Origin of the sequence: Pseudoalteromonas atlantica (assembly GCA_007988745.1) — a bacterium.
Lineage (GTDB): Bacteria > Pseudomonadota > Gammaproteobacteria > Enterobacterales > Alteromonadaceae > Pseudoalteromonas > Pseudoalteromonas atlantica.
Window position 1 is genome coordinate 21,050 of record BJUT01000035.1, and the last position, 21,493, is coordinate 42,542.

A 21,493-nucleotide genomic window follows, 5' to 3' on the forward strand; every position below is an offset into this window, starting at 1 on the left:
AGCTAATACATTTTTTGACTCAGGGCTTCAGGGATGAGGTTATCTACCCAAACTCAGGCTGGCTATACGCTTTTAGAATTAATGGCATCTATTGCTATTGTGAGTATTGTTAGCCAAATTTCTCTATCGGTTTTTCCTGACTTTTTAGCGAAAAACCGAGCCGACAATCATGTTAATTTGCTGCACAGAAACATTAATTATGGCCGCCTTTACGCCATTGAAAATGGTACTTATGTTACTTTGTGTGCTTTAAAAGATAATCAATGCACTAAAGATGAGTGGGATGGGCAAATGTCGCTGTTTATTGATAACGACAAGTCTACGTCATTAGACACCGACGACTTATTAATAAGCACATTTGAAAAAATCCATGATGCAGATTCTATGCAATACCCCCGAAGTGCAATTACCTTTCGGCCCGATGGCTCTTTAAATGGTTTTCAAAATGGAACATTTATATATTGCCCAAATAAAGATAAAGCCAACCTTGAGGGGCTGGCTTTATCTGTCAGTCAAACAGGCCGTATACGAATTAAATCAACCGACAAATGTCAGAGCGACTAGTTAACCCGATTAAGTTAACGTCCCCAGCAATACTCAACATCTGAATTACCTTTACTGCCTTTTGCGCCTTTATAGCCTGTGTCAGTAATTGTAATTTGCGTGCAGTCACCGTCGCCTTTTACAGCACCCGCAATAGGTTTTGCAGTAATTGTAAATGTATTATCGTCATCATCCACATCAATCGACAGCTCAAAATGGCCATTTTCTGTGGTCTCTTGTATACCTAAGTCTGAGAATGTCTCTGTGTACTCACGATTATCTACAAAGTACTGCTCTTGTTTGTTTGCAGCGTCTAAAAGCGCCGCAGCGGCCTCGGCTCGAGAAGAGCGTTTTACATACTCAGTATAATTAGGCAGTGCTATTGAGGCTAAAATACCTACAATAGCTACGGCTATCATTAACTCTATCAACGTGAACCCGCGTGCTTGTTTATTCATTAATATTCCTTAATCATCAATTTCATCATTTTCTTCACGTTTATAAATATAGGTTTGTTGGGTTTTAAAGCCAAACCCTACACTATCATCGTCATTCACTAATTGTACGGTACCATCTACAACCGTTAAGCCTGGGCCCATTATTTCTACTGGCTTCATTGGGTTTTGTGCATCTTCGCCTTTTATTCCCGGCCCAATTAGGTAAAACTGGCTTTCTTCGGTCACTTCAATGGTTGGGTTATCATCACAAAAGCCGTCGCCATTTCCATCGGCACAAGAGGGGCCTTCACCAAAGTACAATTGTGGTGTATCAGGTACATCATAGCTAGTGGTAAACTTTAAGTCGTCATATACCTTGGTGCCATAATGTAAATGGAACGCATACAACGAGCCGCCACCGCCACTTAACGAACATTGGTTCTCTGTAGAGGTTTCTGATGATGGAGTAAAGCTTGTATAGTAAGCGACACCGCCCACCACTGTGGCTGCTGCTAAAGATTTTTCGCCTGTGCCTAATTCATAGCGCCAGCCTTTAAATTTAGCTAAATCGACTTCTAAATCAACAAACTCATCTACATCATCAAGTGCATTACCAAACGGGTCGCTGTTCATTAGCATTAAATCTGCTGGTTTAATCGCTGAAGGGGCGCTAGTGAATGACTGAGTTACTGTATTTTCATCTCTTATCATAAACAGCTGATCGTCTTCATTTGTACCTGTTGGTTTTGAGCGATTTCCGCTGCCTATTACAATAGCGTCATACGGCGTATCTAAACGTGTAATCACTGTTTCACCATTAATCGTTGTTTCACTTACTTTGCTATAAAGTGTACGTGCCACCAACGGCTGGTAAAAAAAGCGACGGTCTTGGCTTGCTAAACTGCTACCAAGCTCTGCAAGTTTAAAGTGCGTAAAATTACTGGTGCTTGTGCCTGGCATGTCTATACGCCAAATATCGCCCCCGGTATCGGCAGCATAAATTCTGTCAATGTAACCATCGTAATCTGAATCAAGCGTAGAAACATTTGCTGCAATCGAGTGCTTACCTTTAAATCCATTTTCGTTTGGCGTTAAAGCCCACACTTTTTTACCTGTTTCAGCTTCTACTATATAAATACCGCGGCCAACAGAGTCTTCACTTCTTACCACGGCATCTTTATTTGTATCGTACCCTGCACCAAAAACGAGTAATGGCTTATCACCAAATGCTTTTATGTACGCTATTTGGGGTTTTGACCACGTTTGAGCTAGCTCTTTAAAATCGCCAGTACCGCCTTCTATAGGATTATCCCATAGTTTTTTAGGCTGATCGGGGTTAGTAATATCAAAGGCGTAATAGTTTTTTCCACCACGGCGCATACCTGCAAATGCCCACACGTCGTCACCATCGCTTGCATCAACAATACCATCGTTAATGCCTTCGTCATTTAAGCTTTTATCACTAAAGTAAACACTGATTGGGCCGTCCATCCCGTAGAGTTTACCGGTGTCTTCATTGCGTAAAGGCTGAATAATATCGTAAAGATCAGAGGGAATGAACGCCCAACTTTCGGTCACTTGGTTATTGGTATCATCGTCTTTAAACATATGTAAAAAGCCGGCATTAGTACCAATCAATATACGTATGTCGTCATTACCATAGTCGATTGCCACTGGCTTAGAATGTAAAGGGTCGCCAAAAATATCACTGCGTTGATCGGTGTTTGAGCCATCGTTGTCTTCATCGTCAACATCTATCCCCATTGCCCATTTTATATCTGAACTAGCTAGGCTAATCGGGTTATTGGTGACTAAATCTAAAATATCGCTCACAATATTAGTAGTAAACTCAACTATATCGCCTTGCTTATCTGTATAGAGGTTGCGTCTATCTTCAGCTGGAGTCCCCGTGAGTGTAGCTAAATGATAGTTTACACCCCCTTGTGCAACTAAGTTACCATCGGCAGACTGGCCATCTGGCAACCAAAATGTTTTAGCATCGGTGTCGATTAAACCATCAGAATCAAGCGCTGTATTATCTGCAGAGTCAACTATTTCGCTGCCTGATACTTTTAATTTTTTTAAATTCCCACCCCATCGAGTGTTTGTTTCTGGGTAAAACATGGCAAAGTAAATAGCATCACGGCTACGTGTTTGGTCTACGTTGTTACTCGCAACTGAAGGCGAAGAAAAACTATCGTTAACTTCACGAATGCGAGAAATAGCGCTATTTAGCGAGTTAGAAAGCTCATCGGGTGTACTCGCTGGTAAGTTTTCACCGCCACCTAATAAAGCTGTTTGCCGCAACAACTCTTGCCCTTCGTCACTCATGCCTGACCCAAAACCTATGGTGTATATGCGGCCTGTTTCATGAATATCAGGTGTTGATGGATACAAATCAACTGTCGTATTACTGGTGCCATGAATTATTTTAGCTAATTGATGCAAATAATTATTATAAACGTAGTCCCCCTCGACCAAAGGTTGCCCAAAATAATTATTGTGTATTGCGCTTATTGAAGCATCACTGCCATTATCGCTATTTTCGTTAATGTAACGTCTTCCCCAACGATCATATACATATCGGGGTGAAGGGTCTCCATCCGTCATGTAAATTATATTTACTGAATTATCACAACGTTTTGCCTCTGCATTTGAGTCAGCGAAAGGGGAAATATAGTTATAACTATATGTATTTTCCCACTCGTTCCAACATCTCCATCTATTACATTTACGAACACGCTCTCTTCCAGTTAATACTTCGTTTTCGATTGAGGTGTCTCTATCTGATTGATCTATTGGCTCCGCATACTCTAAACCGCCACCTGTAATATACAGATATGCTTCCCACAGAGTCTCGGCTAATGGCGTACCCCCATTAGCAGGAAGCCTGTCGATTGATGAAGTAATATCCGAGTGCGGGCTTCCTATGCCTTCAACCACATAGCCACCAGCTGTTCCTACAAAACGCATTAAGCCGAAATCGATCCCTTCATTGTCATTCACTACTTTTTTCATTGCAGTCTTTGCAGCAGCAAGACGGCTATCTGGGCAAGGAATATACAGGTTACTACTTTCATTGAAACCACAACTAAGACCTGTGTTAGATGAAAACGCCATACTGCCTGAGGTATCAAATATAAGTAAAACCCTTGGCTTTTCTTCCACATCTACATCGTGGTTTACATAAAGCTCTATGTCTTCAGCCAGTGCTGAGGCGCTCAGTGCTAGACCAAGTAAAGAGACCAATGGCTTATTAAGATTAAATTTCATTCTAAATCCCCTTACTTATACTGGCCATTTCTTGAGCTACACCTGTTACAATTGTAAGTTCGTGCTTTGCTTTAGAGCCATATTGAATAGTGGTAGAAACTTGCAGCATGTTACACGATATACCCGCAGTAAAATTAAATCGGCGCGGGCATTCTAAATCAAGCGCCCCCTGATTTAGGTTTATCATTTTGCTTTGCATATCGTCGTGCGTGGCTATTACCATCCCTTCATCATCTGCGCCTGCATGAGTTGATACTTCATCTGGCGTTAAAAAAAACTGATTAGCGGCACCTTTGCTTGCCTCATCAGAAATCATTCGCTGTACTTCTCCAATAAGCTCATTTTCAGCGACTTCTCGCTCTTGAGCTGCATTGGTAATTTTTATATCTACACTACTGCTGCTCATTAATGTAACGGCAATTCCCGTTACAGCAATGACCATAATAAGAGCTGTAATAAGCACTACACCTTGTTGTTTATTTGCGTGTTTACTTAGATACGCCATAAATTTGCTCCCACGTTATTTAAACGAATTGTGGTGGTAAATACTGTTCTTCTGTAAGTATCGGTAAAAGTGAGCTCTCGGGAGTCTTCATCTTCACCTAAAATATATGTTTGATTTTTTATTTTAAGGCCCGGATCTGGTTGCAATGCTCTAACTAATAAAAAAACCTGCACTGTTAGAATACTTTTGCGGTTTTCCCAGTCAGAGTGCTGCATGTCCTCAATGCTTCGGTACGAATCAACACGGCTATCACTGTCTGTATCTAAACCAAATACAAAGCGCATGTTTTCAACGCCCTCCATTATGGTTTCGGCCTTCATGCTGGCACCATTTAAGCGTTTACGCATTAATGCAGGTACTGTAAGGCTTTTATTATTTACTGTATAAGTTTGCTCTGCGAGGTAATAAACATGATGGCTATAAGGCCACACCGTGGCATTAACATTTAAACTCCCCGAATCTACAGCGCCTCGAGCAAACTCAGCGCTTTCTTGCTCAGCTATAAAATAGTTTTCATCCGCTTGTGTTTCATTAGTGGTGCCATTTACGGTGAGCTGCTCACCTTGTAAAAACTTGATTTGTAAAATGTCAGTCCCTGCAATTGGCTTACTTATACAATTAAGCTCGCTTGTTGAACTGGCTTCTTTTGCATAAATAGTTCTGAAATTGCTTGAAGATGCTAAATCCGGAAAGCTGCCGTTATTAAGCCCTTCAAAACAATCACCACTGGGGGTAGGTAACGTTTGTGTGTTTGCTGCAGTAAACGAATCATCATAATAAGTTCCCCAAAAGCCCACCTGCTCAATATCACGCTGCATAATATTAATGGCTAAGCGGCCTGACTCTTGTAACTCGCCTATTGTCATTGTGTCTTTTGTGGTTACTTTCATACCAATATAGGTAAACATCACCCCACCTAAAATAAGCCCACCAATAAATAATGAAATCATCATTTCTATTAGTGTAAAACCTTTTTCTCTCATGTTAGCTCCTTAGGTATATATAGCTATTTAATGCAACCAAACGGCGCTTTTTATCGTCAGTACCGCATTTTAGTGCTTTGGTTTCATCATTGGCATTAAACTCTTGGCGGCCTTGCCAAGACACTATTACTTCAATATTAAACCCACGCCCACCCGTACCTGCTGCAGCCGTAGGGTTTATACATACAGTGGCATCATCGAGAGAGCCGGTGTTTTCGCGTGCACGAATGGCGCGTTTCCATTGCTGTAAATCAAGGGCTGCAACTTGCGCTGCAGTGCATGACCCACTAAAACAAGCCGTAGAGGTAGACGTTGATGTTTTACTGGTGAAAGTTTGCGTATATAAAGTAACTAGCTGTGCGGTATCATTTGCTCTAATGCGCTGAATAATATCATTTCCTAACGCTACCGCGGCTGCGCGCTGCATAGAGTCAAAGCTTGCCTGCTTAGCTTTTGCTTGCAGTGCAACAGCGCCTAATAAGCCAAAGCTTAAAATAATAAACGCAATCAGCACTTCAATTAAGGTAAAGCCTTTTTGAGGTTTTTTGTGAGGTGAATGCATAGTAAAAACCAAATAAATTTTATCTGATTATAAGTTTATGCATTGAAAATGTAGATGCAATATATACTAGGACAAGCGGTTAAATTTGTTGATAAACGGTTAACAGCATCAAACCAATTGAGCTTTGAGGATTAAAGTTACTCTATCTAGAAGCGATTTAATTCCAGCGCAATGCTGCTAATTTAATGGGCTCAATAACGGCCTCTGCCTTACTTAAAAAGCCAAGCAACCTACTACAAATTCAACCTAAAATATAACAGGCTCTAACATAGCGCATTTTTTACTGTTTTTAGCTCTCGCCTACTTACGCTTAATTGCTCCTTACATCCGGCTAGTTCTACGCTATGTACACCAGGGCTTTGGGTATGCAAGGCAACAAGCTTTTGTTTGTTTATGAGCGTATTTCTGTGAATACGTAATAATTGCGTTGGGAAGCGTTGCTCAAGTTGTTTTAAGCTTTGTTCAATTAGGGCCTCGCCCTCTTTAAATACCATATTGGTGTATTTTTCTTGGGCATTAAAGTAATACACTTGATCAAGTTCAATACTTTTTATTGTGCCACCAAGCTGATAACTAATTTTTGTAGATTGCTGCTTTTGCATATGCGCTTTATTTAAACGCCCTACTTGCGCTAACACTTTATTTAATGCCTGTTCAGTAACGGGTTTTACTAAGTATCCTGCGGCACTGAGCTGTAGCGCATCAAGTGCATGCTCGGGGTAAGCCGTTACAAATACTATTGCCGGTGGCACGCTCAGCGTATTGAGTTGCTGCGCTACCTCTAGGCCATTAATACCCGGCATATCTATGTCTAAAAAAACCAAATCGGGATGAACCTGCTTGATAATGGCAAGTCCCTGCGCGCCGTTATCACCTTCGCCTTTAACTAAAATATGCTCGCTGTGCTGCAGTAGCCGCTTTATTCTAGCGCGAGCTAGTGGTTCATCATCAATAATTACAACATTCATTGGGGGTTCTCAAACTGCTTAGGGATCACCACTTTTACTCTAAATACATCCTCTTTTTGTGTGATCGTTAGTTGTGCTTTTTCTTTGTAATATATAAACAATCGCTGGCGAATATTTTCAAGTGCCATGCCGTTATTTGGTCTTTTTAACGCCTCATTATGAGTGGTCGGGTTAGAAACAATCAATGTTAAATACCCTGTTGTTACGTGTAGCTCTACACTAATAACGGCCCCTGTTTCACTGGGTTCTACCCCATGGCACACCGCATTTTCTATTAACGGCTGAAGGGTTAAGCACGGAATACTAATATCTGGTAAATCAGCAGGCACTTGCCAATTAAGCTTTAAACGACTGCCAAAGCGCCAGGTTTCCAGCGCAACATATTGTTTTGATAAGGTCAGCTCATCTTCGAGAGAAACGCGCTGCCCCGAGCGCATAGCCGCTTGCGACAACGCCGCAAGCGCAAGTATTGCTTGCTCTGCAGCATCGGCATCATGATGTGTTAGCTCGGCGGCGGTATTAAGGCTATTGTACAAAAAATGAGGGCGAATTCTGGCTTGCAAAGCATCAAGCTCCGCGCGTGAGAGCGCTTTTGTTTGCTGCTCTTTTTCAAAGTAAATCAGTAAAAACTGTACAAATAAAGCCGTGATCAAAAAAACAATTAAGCAGTTTCGTAATACAAAATAAATACTCGTTTCATTATTTGTAATATCTAAAAAGTAGCGGGCACACAGCACACTAAATAGAGCGGCACTGACTAAAAAGGAAATAAAAAAAGCAAAAAGTTGGGTGGTTTGCGGCTTTTTTTGTAAAACACGCCGAAAAGAGTATAAAGCAGAAATACTGACCAAAACGGTCATATGAGAAAATAAACTAATTACGCCAAGGCTCTGCCAGCTATCCCCTTCAACAAAAGGAGCAAACGCTAAGATGGTAGCAACAACTTGGGTAACAATAAGCGTGGCAAGTACCCCTCGCTCATTAAAAAGAGCCGAAAAAGCAATGTTTCACCTTGCGGCAACTTGCTCATAACGGCTCTCCTTGTAATCTAAATAATTAATTTATATAGATTAACGCAGCTCAACAGGAACGGCAAATACGATATTCTCTTCTTCACCTGGGTTTTCAACTACCTGCTTGCCGCCTAGCTCTTTTAAGCGTGCAATAACTTGCTGTACAAGCACTTCTGGCGCAGAAGCCCCCGCAGTTACTCCCACAGCGTTAGTTTCATCAAACCACTGTGCTTCAACATTTGTTGCATCATCGATTAAATAAGCGGTTGTGCCCATTTTATCTGCAAGTTCACGTAAACGGTTAGAGTTAGAGCTGTTTTTTGCCCCCACAACTAATAGCACATCTACCTTGTCTGCTAAATCACGCACAGCATCTTGACGGTTTTGTGTCGCATAGCAAATGTCATCTTTGCGCGGGCCATCAATTGCTGGGAATTTTTCGCGCAGCGCATCAATTACATCTGCAGTGTCATCTACTGAGAGCGTTGTTTGGCTACAATAAAATAGGTTATCAGCATTTTTAACGTTAAGTTCGGCAACATCTTCTGCGGTTTCCACAAGGTAAATACCACCGTCGTTATTGTCATATTGCCCCATAGTGCCCTCAACTTCTGGGTGTCCATGGTGACCAATTAAAATACACTCAATACCTTTACGGCTCGCACGCGTTACTTCCATATGCACTTTAGTAACTAATGGGCATGTTGCGTCAAATACTTTTAAATCGCGGCGTTTAGCTTCTGAGCGTACCGCTTGCGATACACCGTGGGCGCTAAAAATAACAATGCTGTCATCAGGTACTTGGTCTAGCTCTTCAACAAATACGGCACCACGGTTTTTTAAGCCATCTACTACGTAGCGGTTATGAACAACCTCGTGGCGTACGTAAATTGGCTTTTCAAAAATATCTAAAGCGCGCTCTACTATGCTAATTGCACGGTCTACACCTGCACAAAAGCCTCGCGGGTTCGCTAATAAAATATCCATTAGCCTTGCACCTCAATAATATCTACTTCAAACGTTAAACGTTGACCTGCTAACGGATGATTAAAATCTATAGTAACCGACTCACCTTGTACTTCGCGTACCAGTCCTGGCAGCTCAGTACCATCTGGCTGAGTAAAGGCAATAATTGCGCCGACTTTAGCTGGCGTTTCTGCACCAAATTTACTGCGTTCTACATAGTAAATATTATCTGGATTAGGTTGGCCAAAGGCGTCTTCTGGTTCTAACTCAAACGTTTTGCTTTCGCCTGCACTTAAACCTAGTAAGCACTTTTCAAAATTAGCCGTTAAGCTGCCATCACCCATCGTTAACTTAGCTGGTTTATTATGCACCTTGGTTGAGTCTGCGGCAGAGCCATCTTCTAGTTTAATAGAAAAGTGAAAAATAACCTCTGAGTTTTCACCAATTACAGCTTGGCTCATGCTTTATGCTCCTTCGGACTTTCGCCTGTAAAGGCATCAAATAATAATAATGCGGCACCAATACAAATTGCACAGTCGGCAATATTAAATACTGGAAAATGCGAGTTTTTATAAAACACATGTATAAAGTCAATTACATAACCATAAGCAACACGGTCATATAAATTACCAATAGCGCCAGCAAGCACTAACGCATAAGCACTACATAATATTTTATTTGTCGCTGGTAAACGCTTTAACCACCACACTAATAGCGCACTAATAGCAATGGCAATAAAACTTAAAAACCAACGTTGCCAGCCACCCGCTTCACTTAAAAAGCTGTAGGCCGCTCCATAGTTATGTACGTAGGTAATACTAAAAACAGGCAGTAAATTAATCGACTCTTGATAAGCCATGGTATTTACAACAAGTGTTTTAGTGGCAAAGTCTATTACAAGCAGTAATAGACTTAACCAAAGCCACACTAAACCACTTTTTTGGGCTAGTTTGCTCACTGAGTAAAGCTCCTAAGCGAATTGACGCTTTTCACCTTCGCCGTCAACATTGCTTACACAACGACCACAAATTTCAGGGTGTGCAGGCTCTGAGCCTACATCATCGCTGTAATGCCAACAACGCTCACATTTAGTTGCATCTGTGGCTGCTACGCTAATGTACAAACCTTCAATTTCGGTTGTTTGTGTATCACTTGGCTGGCTATCTACTGCAGATACAGTGACCGCAGACGTTAGTAATACAAAACGTAGTTCATCACCTAATGCTGCTAACTTATCAGCCAGTGCTTTTTCGGCGTATAAGTTAACGCTTGCTTGTAATGTTGCACCAATCACTTCTTCTTTTCGGGCTGCTTCTAGTACGCGGTTTACTTCGTCACGTACATTTAGAATCGCTTGCCAGTCATCGTTGCTAAATTGGCTGTTTGTCGGTGCATGTAAACCGTCGTACCATACCGATGTAAATACGTAATCGCTACGCTCGCCCGGTAGTGCTTCCCAAATTTCTTGAGCTGTAAAACTCATAATTGGCGCCATCCAACGAGTCATTGCTTCAGCAATATGATAAAGCGCAGTTTGACAAGAACGACGTGCATGACTGTCGCTTTTTGCTGTGTACTGGCGGTCTTTAATTACATCTAAGTAGAACGAACCAAGCTCACCTGTACAGAAGTTCATTAGCTTTTGCGTTACTAATAGCATTTGGTAGCTATCGTAAGCTGCTAAAATTTCTTCTTGTAATTGGGCTGCACGGCCAACAATCCACTTATCAAGCTCAACCATATCATCAACAGCAACTTGGTCTGTTTTTGGATCAAAACCACTTAAGTTAGCTAACAAGTAACGGCTAGTGTTACGAATACGGCGGTAACGATCTGCAGAGCGTTTAAATATTTCATCCGATACCGTCATTTCGGCGGTGTAATCGGTAGAAGCTACCCATAAACGTAAAATGTCAGCGCCAAGTTTATTCATCACGTTTTGTGGTGAAATAACGTTACCTAACGATTTTGACATTTTGCGGCCGTTTTCATCTACGGTAAAGCCGTGCGTTAGTACTTGCTTGTAAGGTGCGTGACCGTTAATAGCAACTGAGGTCATCATTGATGACATAAACCAACCACGGTGCTGATCAGAACCTTCTAGGTATAAATCGGCTGGGCCAACTAACTCTTCACGTGCATCAACAACACATGCATGTGTTACGCCCGAATCAAACCATACATCTAACGTATCTTGTACTTTCATGTATTGCTTGGCATCTTCTTCGCCTAACAAGGTGGCAGGCTCTAGGTCATACCATGCTTGAATGCCTGACTTTTCTACCAGCTCTGCAGCTTGCTCAATAAGTGCTTGCGTATTTGGGTGTAAAGCACCGGTGTCTTTATCAACAAATAAAGCAATTGGCACACCCCAAGTACGTTGGCGTGAAATACACCAATCTGGGCGACCTTCAACCATGTTCGCAATGCGGCTTTCGCCCCACTCTGGCAACCATTGGGTGTTTTTAATTTCGCTTAACGAGTCTTGACGTAAGTTAGCCTGATCCATGCTTACAAACCACTGCGGTGTAGCACGGAAAATAATAGGCGTTTTGTGGCGCCAACAATGCGGGTAGCTATGCGTAAGCGCATGATGATGCATTAAAGCACCGCGCTCTGTTAGTACGTCAATTACACTGGCATTTGCTTTAAATACATGCTGACCAGCAAATAATTCTGTATCAGGTAGGTAAACGCCATTCGCGCCTACAGGGTTTGCTACTTCAAGATTGTAATTTAAGCCTGCCGCGAAATCTTCTTGACCATGGCCTGGCGCGGTATGTACCACACCCGTACCTGAGTCAGTAGTAACGTGGTCTGCTACAATTACCGGTACATCAAAATCATAAAATGGGTGAGCAACGTGTAAGTTTTCAAGTGCTGCACCTTTAACATAACCTAGTACGTGGAAATGATTAAAGCCATAACGGTCCATTGCATCTTTAACAAGCTCTGAGCCTAAAATTAAACGCTGCTGTGAGCCTTCATCATCTACTTGTACTAAGGCGTACTCTAAATCTGCATGCACTGCTACCGCACGGTTAGCGGGTAAAGTCCACGGCGTTGTAGTCCAAATAACAGTACCTACACTGCCTTGGCCTTTATGGCCATCGGCTAAATCAAAGGCATTAACAACCGCGTCTTGATCTGCAAATGTAAAACGTACGTCAATCGCTGGAGATTGCTTATCTTGGTACTCTACTTCGGCCTCTGCTAATGCAGAGCCACAGTCTGTACACCAATGCACAGGCTTTGCACCTTTATGAAGGTGGCCATTTTTAATAATACGACCAAGCACGCGAATAGCGTTTGCTTCAAAGTCATAGTTCATTGTTAAGTAAGGTTTGTCCCAATCGCCAAACACACCTAAACGTTTAAAGTCTACTTTTTGACCTTCAACTTGCTTTTTAGCGTAAGCACGGCATTTTTCACGAAACTCGCTCGCGGTTACTTTAACTCCTGGCTTGCCTACTTTTTTCTCAACCATTAACTCAATTGGCAAACCATGACAGTCCCAACCAGGCACATAAGGTGCATCAAAGTCAGATAAAGTTTTAGACTTAACAATTATGTCTTTTAAAATCTTATTTACTGAGTGGCCTAAATGGATATCGCCGTTTGCATACGGAGGGCCGTCATGCAAAATAAAGGTCTTTTTACCTTTTTTAGCGCTGCGAATTTGACCGTACAGGTCGTCTTCATACCATGCTTTAAGCATTTTTGGTTCACGTTGTGCCAAATTGCCACGCATTGGAAACTGTGTTTCCGGTAAATTCAAAGTATGTTTGTAGTCGCTCATTAATCCTACTTTCCGTATCTATCGGCTACCTAATTTAAACCAAAACACTGTTTTGCGGCGGCAACATCGGTTGCAATTTGTGCCGTTAACTGTGTTAATGTCTCGAATTTTTTCTCATCGCGAAGTTTTTTTATTAACTCCACGTGCATAAACTGTCCATATATATCTTGTGCAAAGTCAAAAAGATGAACTTCTAACAAAGCACGAGTTCCATTAAAAGTGGGCTTGTTACCAATATTGGCTACCCCATAAACGTGTTTTCCGGCAATGTTTGCTTTTACGGCAAACACCCCATTTACAGGGCAAACTTGGCGTTTAAGCGCTATATTTGCAGTTCGAAAACCAAGCTCTCGCCCTCTTTTCCAACCATGTATTACACGCCCTGAAATAGCATAATTATGCCCTAGCATTAACTTAGCATTTTCTAAGTCGCCTGCGGCTAATGCTTCACGTATTAGTGTGCTGCTTACTCTAGCATTTAATTGGCGAAAACTCGCGGTGCTTTTTACATCCATGCCCGCTTGTTTGCCCATACTGAGCAGTAAATTAAAATTCCCTTGGCGCTGTTTACCAAATTTAAAATCATCACCTACTGTGAGTGCTTTAACGCCTAGCTTTTTAATTAAAATATCACTAACAAATTGCTCAGCGTGCATATTGGCAAATTGTTGGTTAAAGCTAATACAAATAACCCGCTCAATACCTAAGTTACTTAGTAATCTGAGTTTGTCGCGTAACCGAGTAAGTCGAGCTGGCGCATTGTTTTTAGCAAAAAACTCTTGCGGCTGCGGCTCAAATAACATCACAGTACTGGGTAAGTTATGTGCTTTGGCATCCGCTAACAGCCCTTTTAACACTTCGCCATGGCCTAAATGCACACCGTCAAAATTACCAATAGTCAACACACAACCATAATGTTGCGCTCGAATATTGTGTATACCTCTAATTAACTCCATGCCACCTAATGCCTTTTTCAGCGAGTATTATTAACGACTTTAAAATCGTTCAAAACCACAGGGCTGCCGATTATAATCTTTTTTTTAGTTTGATTCAGTAGTTGCTACACTTTTTATCGTATTTAGTCTTACACCAAGTAAAAACAGCACCGCAAAGTAACTTATTGCAGCAATTACTAGCAATGCAATTAACAACATTACTTGCTCAGAAAAATGCCATGTAGCCCAATAATAACGGCTGCTGACGTACCACGTTAGAGCGCCCATTACCAAGCTTGCCACTATGCACTTTACGCTAAAGCGCAGGCTCATTGCAGAGAACTGATACACGTTTTCTTTTTTAAGTTGCCTGTAAAGTAAAAAAGCATTGCAGCTGGCCGACATAGACGTTGCTAAAGCAAGCCCTAAATATCCTATAAACGGGGCTAACATAATATTAAATACCATATTAAGCACCAGCGTAATAATACCAATACGCACAGGTGTTTTGGTATCTTGACGCGAGTAAAAACCCGGCGCTAATACTTTAATAAGCATAAAGCTAACTAACCCTACCGAGTAGGCAACCACCCCTAAGCTTACCGCTTTGACATGATCAACATCAGCGTCTTTAAATGCGCCGTGATCAAATAACACAGTAATGATAAGCGGGCTTATAATCATTAAACCAACCATGGCGGGTATGCCTAAAAAAATCACAAAACGCACACCCCAATCTAACGTATGCTGAAAATCACTGAGCTTTTTACTGCTATGCAATTTAGAAAGTGCGGGTAAAATAACAGTGGCAATACCAATACCAAATAAACCAAGTGGAAACTCAATTAACCTATCTGAGTAATAAAGCCATGCGATAGAGCCCGTCATTAATAGCGAGGCAATCATGGTGTCGAGCAGGAGGTTAATTTGGCTTATTGAAACACCAAATAATGCCGGCAGCATAAGCTTACGCACTTTTTTAACGTTCTCGTCTTGCCACGCCCAGCGAGGACGTGCCAGCATTTTTGCTCGGTATAAAAATGGTAACTGAAACAACAATTGCACCACTCCGCCCACAAATACACCAATGGCTAACGCATACGCCCCCACGCTAAATTTGTCGTGCAATAAAATGGCGCAGGTAATAATTGAAATATTAAGTAATACGGGCGTAAAAGCAGCCACTGCAAAGCGGTTATACACATTCATTACCGCACCGCTAAGGGCCACCAAACTAACAAATAACAAATATGGAAAGGTTAACTTTAATAAGGAGCTTGCCAGCACAAACTTTTCTGCATTGGGGCCACCTTGCCACCAATCTATAAACCAGCCAGTACCAAATAACGCGGCAATAACAGGCGAGGCAATAACGCCAAAAATAGTCACGCAAAGCAAAATAGTGCCCAGCGTACCGGCAGCCTGTGCTACAAATAACTTAACTTTATCATCGCCATGGTGTTCTTTAATTTCACTAAGTACAGGCACAAATGCCTGGGCAAAGGCCCCCTCTGCAAATAGACGGCGTAAAAAATTGGGAATACGGTTAGCAAACAAAAAAACATCAGCAGCTGCACTAGCACCTAATAAGTTTGCAACGACAGCGTCTCGTACTAACCCTAAAATACGCGATATCATTGTCATACAACTTACAATCATACCGGAGCGAAATAATCCTTTTGACACCTTAAACCTACTTAAAAACCTTTAGTTAGCGCAATTATGCCACAGTCTTTTTTATAAATCGCTTTAAAGCACTAGGCTGGGCGTCTGTGCTTTGTTACAATAGCGATATTAACTGCTAAAGCGGCAAATTGATGTTCGTTATAAGGAGCAGTTTTTCTTGAGTTGTTAAATTTAAATTGACATTCATGATAAAAACAGGCATATTCCACGGCCTTTAATTTAAGCTTTATTTAAGATTGTTAGGAGCAAACCTTGGCTAACATCAAGTCTGCAAAAAAACGCGCTATCACTAGCGAAAAAAACCGTCAGCACAACGCAAGCCGTCGTTCAATGATGCGTACTTACTTCAAAAAAGTAACCGCTGCTATTGAAGCTGGCGATAAAGAAGCTGCACAGCAAGCTTTCTCTGTTGCTACACCTATCCTAGACCGTTACGCAACTAAGGGTCTAATTCATAAAAACAAAGCAGCTCGTCATAAGAGCCGTTTAGCAGCTAAAATTAAAGCGCTATAATTTGTTTTATGATTAAAAAACCGGCCTAGGCCGGTTTTTTTATATCTAAAATTTGGTATTTAGCAATCCACTAAACTTTAAGCTGATTTAACGCATTACTATTAAAGCTGGTTAAACATTTTCCAAATCGGGATAAAACTTTTTCAACATGGCCGCAATTTTTTTAGGCGTAAATGGCTTAACTACAAACCCCTTAGCACCTTTATCAATGGCTTCTTTAACATTTTCTACTGCTGAATGCGCCGACACCATAACCACATTAGTTTCAGGGTTAATATCATTAATTTGCGCGATTAACTCTTTTCCATCGCCGTCAGGCAGTTCAATATCTAAAAAAATCATATTGTAATTAGCTGCTTGGCATTCGCTAATGCATTGTTTAGCCGTTGAAGCCTCTTTAACGTTTTCTATTCCTAAGTGCATGAGCGTTTGGCTCAAAAAACTACGCACTGTGCTAACATCATCTACTATTAAAATTGATAGCTGCGTATCCATGTATCTTCCTCGTAGGCTAAAAGCATTGTATAAGTTATTATATAACTAGATATTTAATCATTTTATTATAGAGACCTACGCTCAAAAGGCCAGATTTGCTTTATGTCAAACAACACAAAAAAACAATCATTGCTTGGTAAAACACCACAAAAAAGAAAAAACCCTGTAAAAAAGCCCCGCAATAGGCCGCAAACAGCACCGCAATCTTCAGCTAACCCAACATCAACCCCAGCAGAGCAGCCTGTAAAGTCTAAAAAAGGGTTACTTATTACGCTGGCTATCATTTTTGCCGTAGCCATTATTTTTCCAAAACCTACTTTGCTCACCTATAAAAAATTAGGGTTAGTGAGCGAAAGTATTTATTGGCCTGGGGTCTTTGGATATGGCCGTACATTACTTGATTCAAACTTACACCCGCAGCTAGACGAGAAGCGCAATGCCCTTTATTTATGCGCAGATATGAAGGCGCCGCAAAGCTGTCAAAAGTACCAACTAATAAAAAATAATGGCTTTTTTGCAGCACTAGCTAGCTATATTTAGCATTAAAAAAACTAATCTGAAAATTTAAAATTACTTGGTTGAAAGGTGTGCAAAAGATCAACATAATGGCGCTCCTTTTTTCAACAACTGAACTATTGAAACGACCATGCTAAACGAGCTAGATTGGCTTTTAAACACTGTATTACTTGCACTAGGTTTAGGTGCATTCTTTATTAACCACATAACAATACTGCGTGTTGCAGCGATTAGTGCATGTGGTCTGTTATTTTTGTCTTTTAGCTTGGATTTAATGTCGTCGAGTGTTATTTCGAATATGAGTTTAGTGTTGATCAATACATTTTACTTGTTCAAAGTGTATACGTTTGGACAATTTAATGTAACGCAGAGTTAACATTTCCCCTTAGAATATTTTATAGCCCAGCCTTGCTGGGCTTTTTTATTTGAAAAAATTAAAAGGCTTGGGGAACAGATTGAACTAAGATAAAATTTATCTCGTATTAATCCTCATTTAGGTCTTACTATGTCTTTATCTGATTTCGATTTATTTTTATCTTCTATGGAAGATGTAAAACCTATAAACCACGATACTGTAACTCCCCTTGCAAGTAATCCCAATGCCACCCTTGCCCAACAAGAAAAGCGTAAAGCTGCCGAGCTTAGCCTTGCGAATGACGAAAATTACTTACAATCTGAGCATGTAGAGCTTTTAGACCCGCATGCATTACTCAGTTTTAAAAAAGATGGCGTACAAAGCGCAGTATTTAAAAACTTACGCTTAGCTAAATACCAAGTTGATGCCACATTAGATTTGCATGGCCAATTACTTAAAAACGCACGCACAACATTATTTAACTTTATTACTGATTGCCACCAGCGAAACATTCGCGTTGTATTAGTACGCCATGGCATTGGTATAAAAAATAAAGCTAAGCCCGGTATACTAAAGAGCTATGTTAATAAGTGGCTACAGGCTCTACCCGCGGTATTAGCGTATCATACCGCTTTAAAGCACCATGGTGGCAGTGGCGCAACATATGTGTTGCTTAAAAAAAGTGATGAGAAAAAGCATGAAAACCGAGAGATCCATGCTAAACGGTACTAATTAACTTATTTTACTAAATACCAGTAACGAAGCGCACTTTAGTAATTAAATGGCCTAATGAAAAGTGGGTACTCTTTAATGATCTGGCTTTATTAAGCCAAAAACAAATTAATAGAGTCCACTTTTTATAATTTGCCTGCAAATGCACTTATTCACTTTGTGAACTTTTGCTTTGTGGCACTTGATCGGCACTCGCTTGGTTAAACCAAGCAGACACGCCTAGCACTATAATAGAAACCACTACTAAACTTAGTTTTACTCCGCCTTGACTTGATTTCATACGTTACTCTTATTATTTTTATTTTAGTGACTAAACTTCACAATAATTAAAATTACAAATGTTAACAAGCTGTTTGTTAAACTGTTTTGCTATCTATTAATAACCTTTTGTTCTATTAACCCGATTATTTAATGTAAGGCCGCTTTTTAGGCGATTAATATTTTCTGCAATTTGCGCTGTTACGCTATTTAAATCAGATAACGCGGCGCAGTGTGGTGTAATCGTTATTTTAGCGTTATGCCAAAATGAGTGGTCGTGCGGTAGCGGCTCTTGGGTAAATACATCGAGCGTGGCAGCCCTTAACATTTCACTGTTAAGTGCGTTTATTAAATCTTGCTCTACTAGGTGCTCTCCTCTGGCAACGTTAATTACACACGCATGGGCCGGTAACTTAGCTAATAAATCGGCATTAATAATACCCTTAGTATCTTTTGTTAGCGGCAGTAGGCATACCAAGTAGTCAATTGTGGGCAGCATTTCATTAAGGCCTTGCTGCTGAGAATATAGATGCACCTGCTCATCACTTTTTTCAGTTTTTGACCAAGCGCTTACCGTAAAGCCATTCAGGGTTAGTTTTTTGGCGCACGCTTTACCTAGCTCACCAAAGCCTAAAATACCCACGTGATTATATTTATATGCGCGCTTAGGTTTATAATTGCATTGTGATTGCTTAACAAAATACTCTTTTAAACGCAGCTTGTGCGCAAGTACATGGCCTAGTACGTACTCTGCCATATCTTGAGCAAGCTCAGTATCAACAATGCGAACCACGTCTACCTCTTTAGGCAATAAAGACATATTAATACTATCTACACCCGCCCCAAACGATGACACCGCTTTTAAGTTAGGTAATTGCTGCCACAAATCATCTGGTGCATTCCAGGCTAATACAAACTCTACATTGTTGAGCTTTTTACACTCTGGCCATTGCATTATCTCTTCATTGGGTAATAGCTCTTTTAGCTTTGCAATTAGCTTTGTATTATCTCGCCCGGTAATGGCTACTAATACCGACATAGAAGCTCCTAATTTTATTGAATAAATTTTATCTACACTAATAAACAACTGAGCAGCTCGTTATTTGCTCTTTAAAAAGTCACACAACTGCAAAGTAAATGTCACACCCTTTTTTTACTCTAAACAGGATGGCGAATAGGCCAAATTGTAAATGAGGTTAATATGATAAGCGTTGATAAAGTAATAGCTGCAAACTTACCACAATTAGAGAACTCCCCTAAAGTAAAAGGTTTAGTTAAAAAGGGGCTTGGCTACTTATTACATGAACAAGAATTTGTCGCCTTTGGCGATGCTTACCCCCATTTACAAGGACTAGAGTTTGTTGAACAAGTGCTTGATGAGCTTGACTTTGATACCCGCTACAAACCAAAGCAAATTGAAAACATACCCAGCGAAGGTAAGTTAGTTATTGTGGCTAACCACCCCATTGGCTCGCTCGACGCACTTGCGCTGATAAAAGTACTTTCCAGCGTTAGGCAAGATTTAAAAGTGGTTGCCAATCGCATGCTAATGTCGGTCACCCCTATGCATTCATTGCTGTTGCCAGTAGATAATTTATCGGGAACCAGTAAAAAACAAGAATTAAGTAATATACAAAAACACTTAAAAGATGAAGGTGCGTTACTTATTTTCCCTGCGGGAGAGGTCTCGCGTTTAAGCCCTACCGGTATAAAAGATTGCAAGTGGAACAGTGGCTTTTTACGCATGGCTAAAAAAGCAAACAGCCCTATTTTACCTATTTATATAAAAGCTAAAAACAGCCCGCTTTTTTATGGCACCTCAATGATTTACAAACCACTTGCGAGCTTATTATTAGTAAAAGAAATGTTTAAGCAGCGACAAAAGTCATTAGAGTTTGAAATTGGTGCTTCCATTCCGCCTGAGTCATATTTAATCGAAAACTTAAAAGATAAAGAAATCGTTAATCTCATTCGCAAGCAACTTTATCGCCTTACCACTAAAAAGCCCCTTCCCCTTAAAACCCAAACTCCTATTGCAATACCTGAGTGCCGCAAAGAGCTTAAAAAAGCCATAGAGAGTTGTCAGTTATTAGGCAAAACACAGGATGGCATGCATATTCATTTATACCAGTACACTGGCAGCTCTCCAGTGTTTAGAGAGCTTGGACGACTGAGAGAAATTGCCTTTAGAGCGGTAGGTGAAGGCAGCGGAAAACGCCGCGACATCGACAAATATGATATGGATTATCAGCACTTAGTGCTATGGGATCCTACGCAGCTAGAATTAGTGGGTGCATATCGCCTTGCTTGTGCAAAGGAAATAATAGAGAAACATGGCCGAGAAGGCTTATACACCGATAGTTTGTTTAGTTACACACAAGCAATGAAACCGTATTTAGAGCAAGGTATAGAACTTGGCCGCAGCTTTGTGCAACCTAAATATTGGGGGCGTAAAAGCTTAGACTACTTATGGTACGGTATTGGCGCATTTATTAAAAACTACCCGCAATATCGTTACTTATTTGGCGCGGTGAGCGTTTCTAACGCCTTGCCTGAACAAGCAAAAGCCATGCTCGTGCATTACTATCAACATTATTATAAATCAGAGCAACACCTCGCTACCCCCAATAACGAGTTTAAATTAAGCGAGCAACAACTCACTCAGTGTAAAACTGTTTTTAGTGGTAACGATGTAAAAGAAGACTTTGTAGAATTAAAACATGTACTGGCCAATATGGGGGCACAAGTTCCTACGCTATTTAAGCAATATACTGAGCTGTGCAAGCCTGGCGGCGTAAAGTTTTTAAGCTTTAGTATCGACCCCGACTTTAACAACTGTATTGATGGGTTAGTGCTGGTAGATTTACAAAACGTAAAAGAAAATAAAGCCAAACGCTATTTAGGTTAGGGCGTGTTGAACTTTACGGATTGAAATTTGTTCAATCTAGGGGCGA

Annotated in this window: 22 protein-coding genes; 6 read left to right on the plus strand and 16 right to left on the minus strand. The window is 40.8% G+C overall.

Translation table 11 applies throughout. The features are described from left to right. Positions 1 to 33 precede the first annotated feature (33 nt). Positions 34 to 564: a GspH/FimT family pseudopilin gene (locus PAT01_RS13845; RefSeq protein WP_064386020.1), complete on the plus strand. Its 531-nt coding sequence runs from the start codon at positions 34 to 36 to the stop codon at positions 562 to 564. A gap of 14 nt (positions 565 to 578) precedes the next feature. Here the strand turns inward: PAT01_RS13845 and PAT01_RS13850 are convergent, their stop codons facing one another. From PAT01_RS13850 to murJ, 13 genes are all read right to left on the minus strand, one after another. Continuing rightward, positions 579 to 1,001 (minus strand): type IV pilin protein, encoded by a 423-nt coding sequence (locus tag PAT01_RS13850; RefSeq protein WP_024032268.1) that lies wholly within the window; start codon positions 999 to 1,001, stop codon positions 579 to 581. Positions 1,002 to 1,010: 9 nt separating this feature from the next. Continuing rightward, complete coding sequence (locus tag PAT01_RS13855) at positions 1,011 to 4,253, minus strand: PilC/PilY family type IV pilus protein (RefSeq protein WP_154945651.1); 3,243 nt, start codon at positions 4,251 to 4,253, stop codon at positions 1,011 to 1,013. A 1-nt stretch (position 4,254) separates the two neighbouring features. Then, positions 4,255 to 4,758 carry a hypothetical protein gene (locus PAT01_RS13860; RefSeq protein WP_004588366.1) on the minus strand — a complete coding sequence of 168 codons (504 nt, stop codon included), beginning with the start codon at positions 4,756 to 4,758 and terminating at the stop codon, positions 4,255 to 4,257. Next, positions 4,746 to 5,741 carry a PilW family protein gene (locus tag PAT01_RS13865; RefSeq protein ID WP_054983033.1) on the minus strand — a complete coding sequence of 332 codons (996 nt, stop codon included), beginning with the start codon at positions 5,739 to 5,741 and terminating at the stop codon, positions 4,746 to 4,748. Before PAT01_RS13865 ends, PAT01_RS13860 begins: the two co-directional genes overlap by 13 nt. 1 nt (position 5,742) lies before the next feature. Next, a complete protein-coding gene (pilV, locus tag PAT01_RS13870; RefSeq protein ID WP_064386015.1) occupies positions 5,743 to 6,303 on the minus strand; it encodes a type IV pilus modification protein PilV in 561 nt (186 codons plus the stop codon). 263 nt (positions 6,304 to 6,566) lie between these two features. Next, the gene (locus PAT01_RS13875) at positions 6,567 to 7,271 is read right to left on the minus strand and encodes a LytR/AlgR family response regulator transcription factor (RefSeq protein WP_154945652.1); all 705 of its coding nucleotides are present in this window, start codon (positions 7,269 to 7,271) and stop codon (positions 6,567 to 6,569) included. Beyond that, on the minus strand, positions 7,268 to 7,924 hold the full coding sequence (locus tag PAT01_RS13880) for a sensor histidine kinase (protein ID WP_318299753.1): 657 nt from the start codon (positions 7,922 to 7,924) through the stop codon (positions 7,268 to 7,270). The genes PAT01_RS13875 and PAT01_RS13880 overlap by 4 nt, the downstream gene beginning before the upstream one ends. Before the next feature lie 417 nt (positions 7,925 to 8,341). Further along, complete coding sequence (ispH, locus tag PAT01_RS13885) at positions 8,342 to 9,271, minus strand: 4-hydroxy-3-methylbut-2-enyl diphosphate reductase (RefSeq protein ID WP_154945654.1); 930 nt, start codon at positions 9,269 to 9,271, stop codon at positions 8,342 to 8,344. Further along, a complete protein-coding gene (fkpB, locus tag PAT01_RS13890) occupies positions 9,271 to 9,711 on the minus strand; it encodes an FKBP-type peptidyl-prolyl cis-trans isomerase (protein WP_004588360.1) in 441 nt (146 codons plus the stop codon). Before fkpB ends, ispH begins: the two co-directional genes overlap by 1 nt. Continuing rightward, positions 9,708 to 10,208 (minus strand): signal peptidase II, encoded by a 501-nt coding sequence (gene lspA / locus PAT01_RS13895; RefSeq protein WP_004588359.1) that lies wholly within the window; start codon positions 10,206 to 10,208, stop codon positions 9,708 to 9,710. The genes fkpB and lspA overlap by 4 nt, the downstream gene beginning before the upstream one ends. Before the next feature lie 12 nt (positions 10,209 to 10,220). Beyond that, a complete protein-coding gene (ileS, locus tag PAT01_RS13900) occupies positions 10,221 to 13,049 on the minus strand; it encodes an isoleucine--tRNA ligase (RefSeq protein ID WP_054983029.1) in 2,829 nt (942 codons plus the stop codon). Between the two features lie 29 nt (positions 13,050 to 13,078). Next, positions 13,079 to 14,005 (minus strand): bifunctional riboflavin kinase/FAD synthetase, encoded by a 927-nt coding sequence (ribF, locus tag PAT01_RS13905; RefSeq protein ID WP_004588357.1) that lies wholly within the window; start codon positions 14,003 to 14,005, stop codon positions 13,079 to 13,081. An 84-nt stretch (positions 14,006 to 14,089) separates the two neighbouring features. Further along, positions 14,090 to 15,628, minus strand: coding sequence for a murein biosynthesis integral membrane protein MurJ (murJ, locus tag PAT01_RS13910; RefSeq protein WP_404821056.1), 1,539 nt, complete (start codon positions 15,626 to 15,628; stop codon positions 14,090 to 14,092). Between the two features lie 294 nt (positions 15,629 to 15,922). Here murJ and rpsT point away from each other — a divergent pair, with 294 nt between their 5' ends. Continuing rightward, positions 15,923 to 16,183 carry a 30S ribosomal protein S20 gene (rpsT, locus tag PAT01_RS13915; RefSeq protein WP_004588355.1) on the plus strand — a complete coding sequence of 87 codons (261 nt, stop codon included), beginning with the start codon at positions 15,923 to 15,925 and terminating at the stop codon, positions 16,181 to 16,183. A gap of 111 nt (positions 16,184 to 16,294) precedes the next feature. Here the strand turns inward: rpsT and PAT01_RS13920 are convergent, their stop codons facing one another. Then, positions 16,295 to 16,678 (minus strand): response regulator, encoded by a 384-nt coding sequence (locus PAT01_RS13920; RefSeq protein ID WP_004588354.1) that lies wholly within the window; start codon positions 16,676 to 16,678, stop codon positions 16,295 to 16,297. 102 nt (positions 16,679 to 16,780) lie between these two features. Here PAT01_RS13920 and PAT01_RS13925 point away from each other — a divergent pair, with 102 nt between their 5' ends. From PAT01_RS13925 to smrA, 3 genes are all read left to right on the plus strand, one after another. Then, complete coding sequence (locus PAT01_RS13925; protein WP_154945655.1) at positions 16,781 to 17,218, plus strand: hypothetical protein; 438 nt, start codon at positions 16,781 to 16,783, stop codon at positions 17,216 to 17,218. Positions 17,219 to 17,324: 106 nt separating this feature from the next. Beyond that, positions 17,325 to 17,570 carry a hypothetical protein gene (locus PAT01_RS20255; RefSeq protein WP_083901815.1) on the plus strand — a complete coding sequence of 82 codons (246 nt, stop codon included), beginning with the start codon at positions 17,325 to 17,327 and terminating at the stop codon, positions 17,568 to 17,570. A 129-nt stretch (positions 17,571 to 17,699) separates the two neighbouring features. Continuing rightward, positions 17,700 to 18,281 (plus strand): DNA endonuclease SmrA, encoded by a 582-nt coding sequence (smrA, locus tag PAT01_RS13935; RefSeq protein WP_096739283.1) that lies wholly within the window; start codon positions 17,700 to 17,702, stop codon positions 18,279 to 18,281. A gap of 148 nt (positions 18,282 to 18,429) precedes the next feature. On the opposite strand, the gene PAT01_RS20260 is transcribed toward smrA, so the two are convergent. After that, positions 18,430 to 18,561, minus strand: a complete 132-nt coding sequence (locus PAT01_RS20260) for a hypothetical protein (RefSeq protein ID WP_318299755.1) — start codon at positions 18,559 to 18,561, stop codon at positions 18,430 to 18,432. Between the two features lie 96 nt (positions 18,562 to 18,657). Beyond that, positions 18,658 to 19,578 carry a 2-hydroxyacid dehydrogenase gene (locus PAT01_RS13940; RefSeq protein ID WP_154945656.1) on the minus strand — a complete coding sequence of 307 codons (921 nt, stop codon included), beginning with the start codon at positions 19,576 to 19,578 and terminating at the stop codon, positions 18,658 to 18,660. A 162-nt stretch (positions 19,579 to 19,740) separates the two neighbouring features. On the opposite strand from PAT01_RS13940, the gene PAT01_RS13945 reads away from it, so the two are divergent. Then, positions 19,741 to 21,447 (plus strand): bifunctional ornithine lipid synthase OlsF, encoded by a 1,707-nt coding sequence (locus PAT01_RS13945; RefSeq protein WP_029774118.1) that lies wholly within the window; start codon positions 19,741 to 19,743, stop codon positions 21,445 to 21,447. Positions 21,448 to 21,493: the final 46 nt, after the last annotated feature.

What these genes read in the sequence shown, in the direction of transcription:
- PAT01_RS13845 (WP_064386020.1), top strand. Translation starts at nt 34, where the DNA reads ATGAGGTTATCTACCCAAACTCAGGCTGGCTATACGCTTTTAGAATTA.
- PAT01_RS13850 (WP_024032268.1), bottom strand. Translation starts at nt 1,001, where the DNA reads ATGAATAAACAAGCACGCGGGTTCACGTTGATAGAGTTAATGATAGCC.
- PAT01_RS13855 (WP_154945651.1), bottom strand. Translation starts at nt 4,253, where the DNA reads ATGAAATTTAATCTTAATAAGCCATTGGTCTCTTTACTTGGTCTAGCA.
- PAT01_RS13860 (WP_004588366.1), bottom strand. Translation starts at nt 4,758, where the DNA reads ATGGCGTATCTAAGTAAACACGCAAATAAACAACAAGGTGTAGTGCTT.
- PAT01_RS13865 (WP_054983033.1), bottom strand. Translation starts at nt 5,741, where the DNA reads ATGAGAGAAAAAGGTTTTACACTAATAGAAATGATGATTTCATTATTT.
- pilV (WP_064386015.1), bottom strand. Translation starts at nt 6,303, where the DNA reads ATGCATTCACCTCACAAAAAACCTCAAAAAGGCTTTACCTTAATTGAA.
- PAT01_RS13875 (WP_154945652.1), bottom strand. Translation starts at nt 7,271, where the DNA reads ATGAATGTTGTAATTATTGATGATGAACCACTAGCTCGCGCTAGAATA.
- ispH (WP_154945654.1), bottom strand. Translation starts at nt 9,271, where the DNA reads ATGGATATTTTATTAGCGAACCCGCGAGGCTTTTGTGCAGGTGTAGAC.
- fkpB (WP_004588360.1), bottom strand. Translation starts at nt 9,711, where the DNA reads ATGAGCCAAGCTGTAATTGGTGAAAACTCAGAGGTTATTTTTCACTTT.
- ileS (WP_054983029.1), bottom strand. Translation starts at nt 13,049, where the DNA reads ATGAGCGACTACAAACATACTTTGAATTTACCGGAAACACAGTTTCCA.
- ribF (WP_004588357.1), bottom strand. Translation starts at nt 14,005, where the DNA reads ATGGAGTTAATTAGAGGTATACACAATATTCGAGCGCAACATTATGGT.
- murJ (WP_404821056.1), bottom strand. Translation starts at nt 15,628, where the DNA reads ATGACAATGATATCGCGTATTTTAGGGTTAGTACGAGACGCTGTCGTT.
- PAT01_RS13920 (WP_004588354.1), bottom strand. Translation starts at nt 16,678, where the DNA reads ATGGATACGCAGCTATCAATTTTAATAGTAGATGATGTTAGCACAGTG.
- PAT01_RS13925 (WP_154945655.1), top strand. Translation starts at nt 16,781, where the DNA reads ATGTCAAACAACACAAAAAAACAATCATTGCTTGGTAAAACACCACAA.
- PAT01_RS20255 (WP_083901815.1), top strand. Translation starts at nt 17,325, where the DNA reads ATGCTAAACGAGCTAGATTGGCTTTTAAACACTGTATTACTTGCACTA.
- smrA (WP_096739283.1), top strand. Translation starts at nt 17,700, where the DNA reads ATGTCTTTATCTGATTTCGATTTATTTTTATCTTCTATGGAAGATGTA.
- PAT01_RS20260 (WP_318299755.1), bottom strand. Translation starts at nt 18,561, where the DNA reads ATGAAATCAAGTCAAGGCGGAGTAAAACTAAGTTTAGTAGTGGTTTCT.
- PAT01_RS13940 (WP_154945656.1), bottom strand. Translation starts at nt 19,578, where the DNA reads ATGTCGGTATTAGTAGCCATTACCGGGCGAGATAATACAAAGCTAATT.
- PAT01_RS13945 (WP_029774118.1), top strand. Translation starts at nt 19,741, where the DNA reads ATGATAAGCGTTGATAAAGTAATAGCTGCAAACTTACCACAATTAGAG.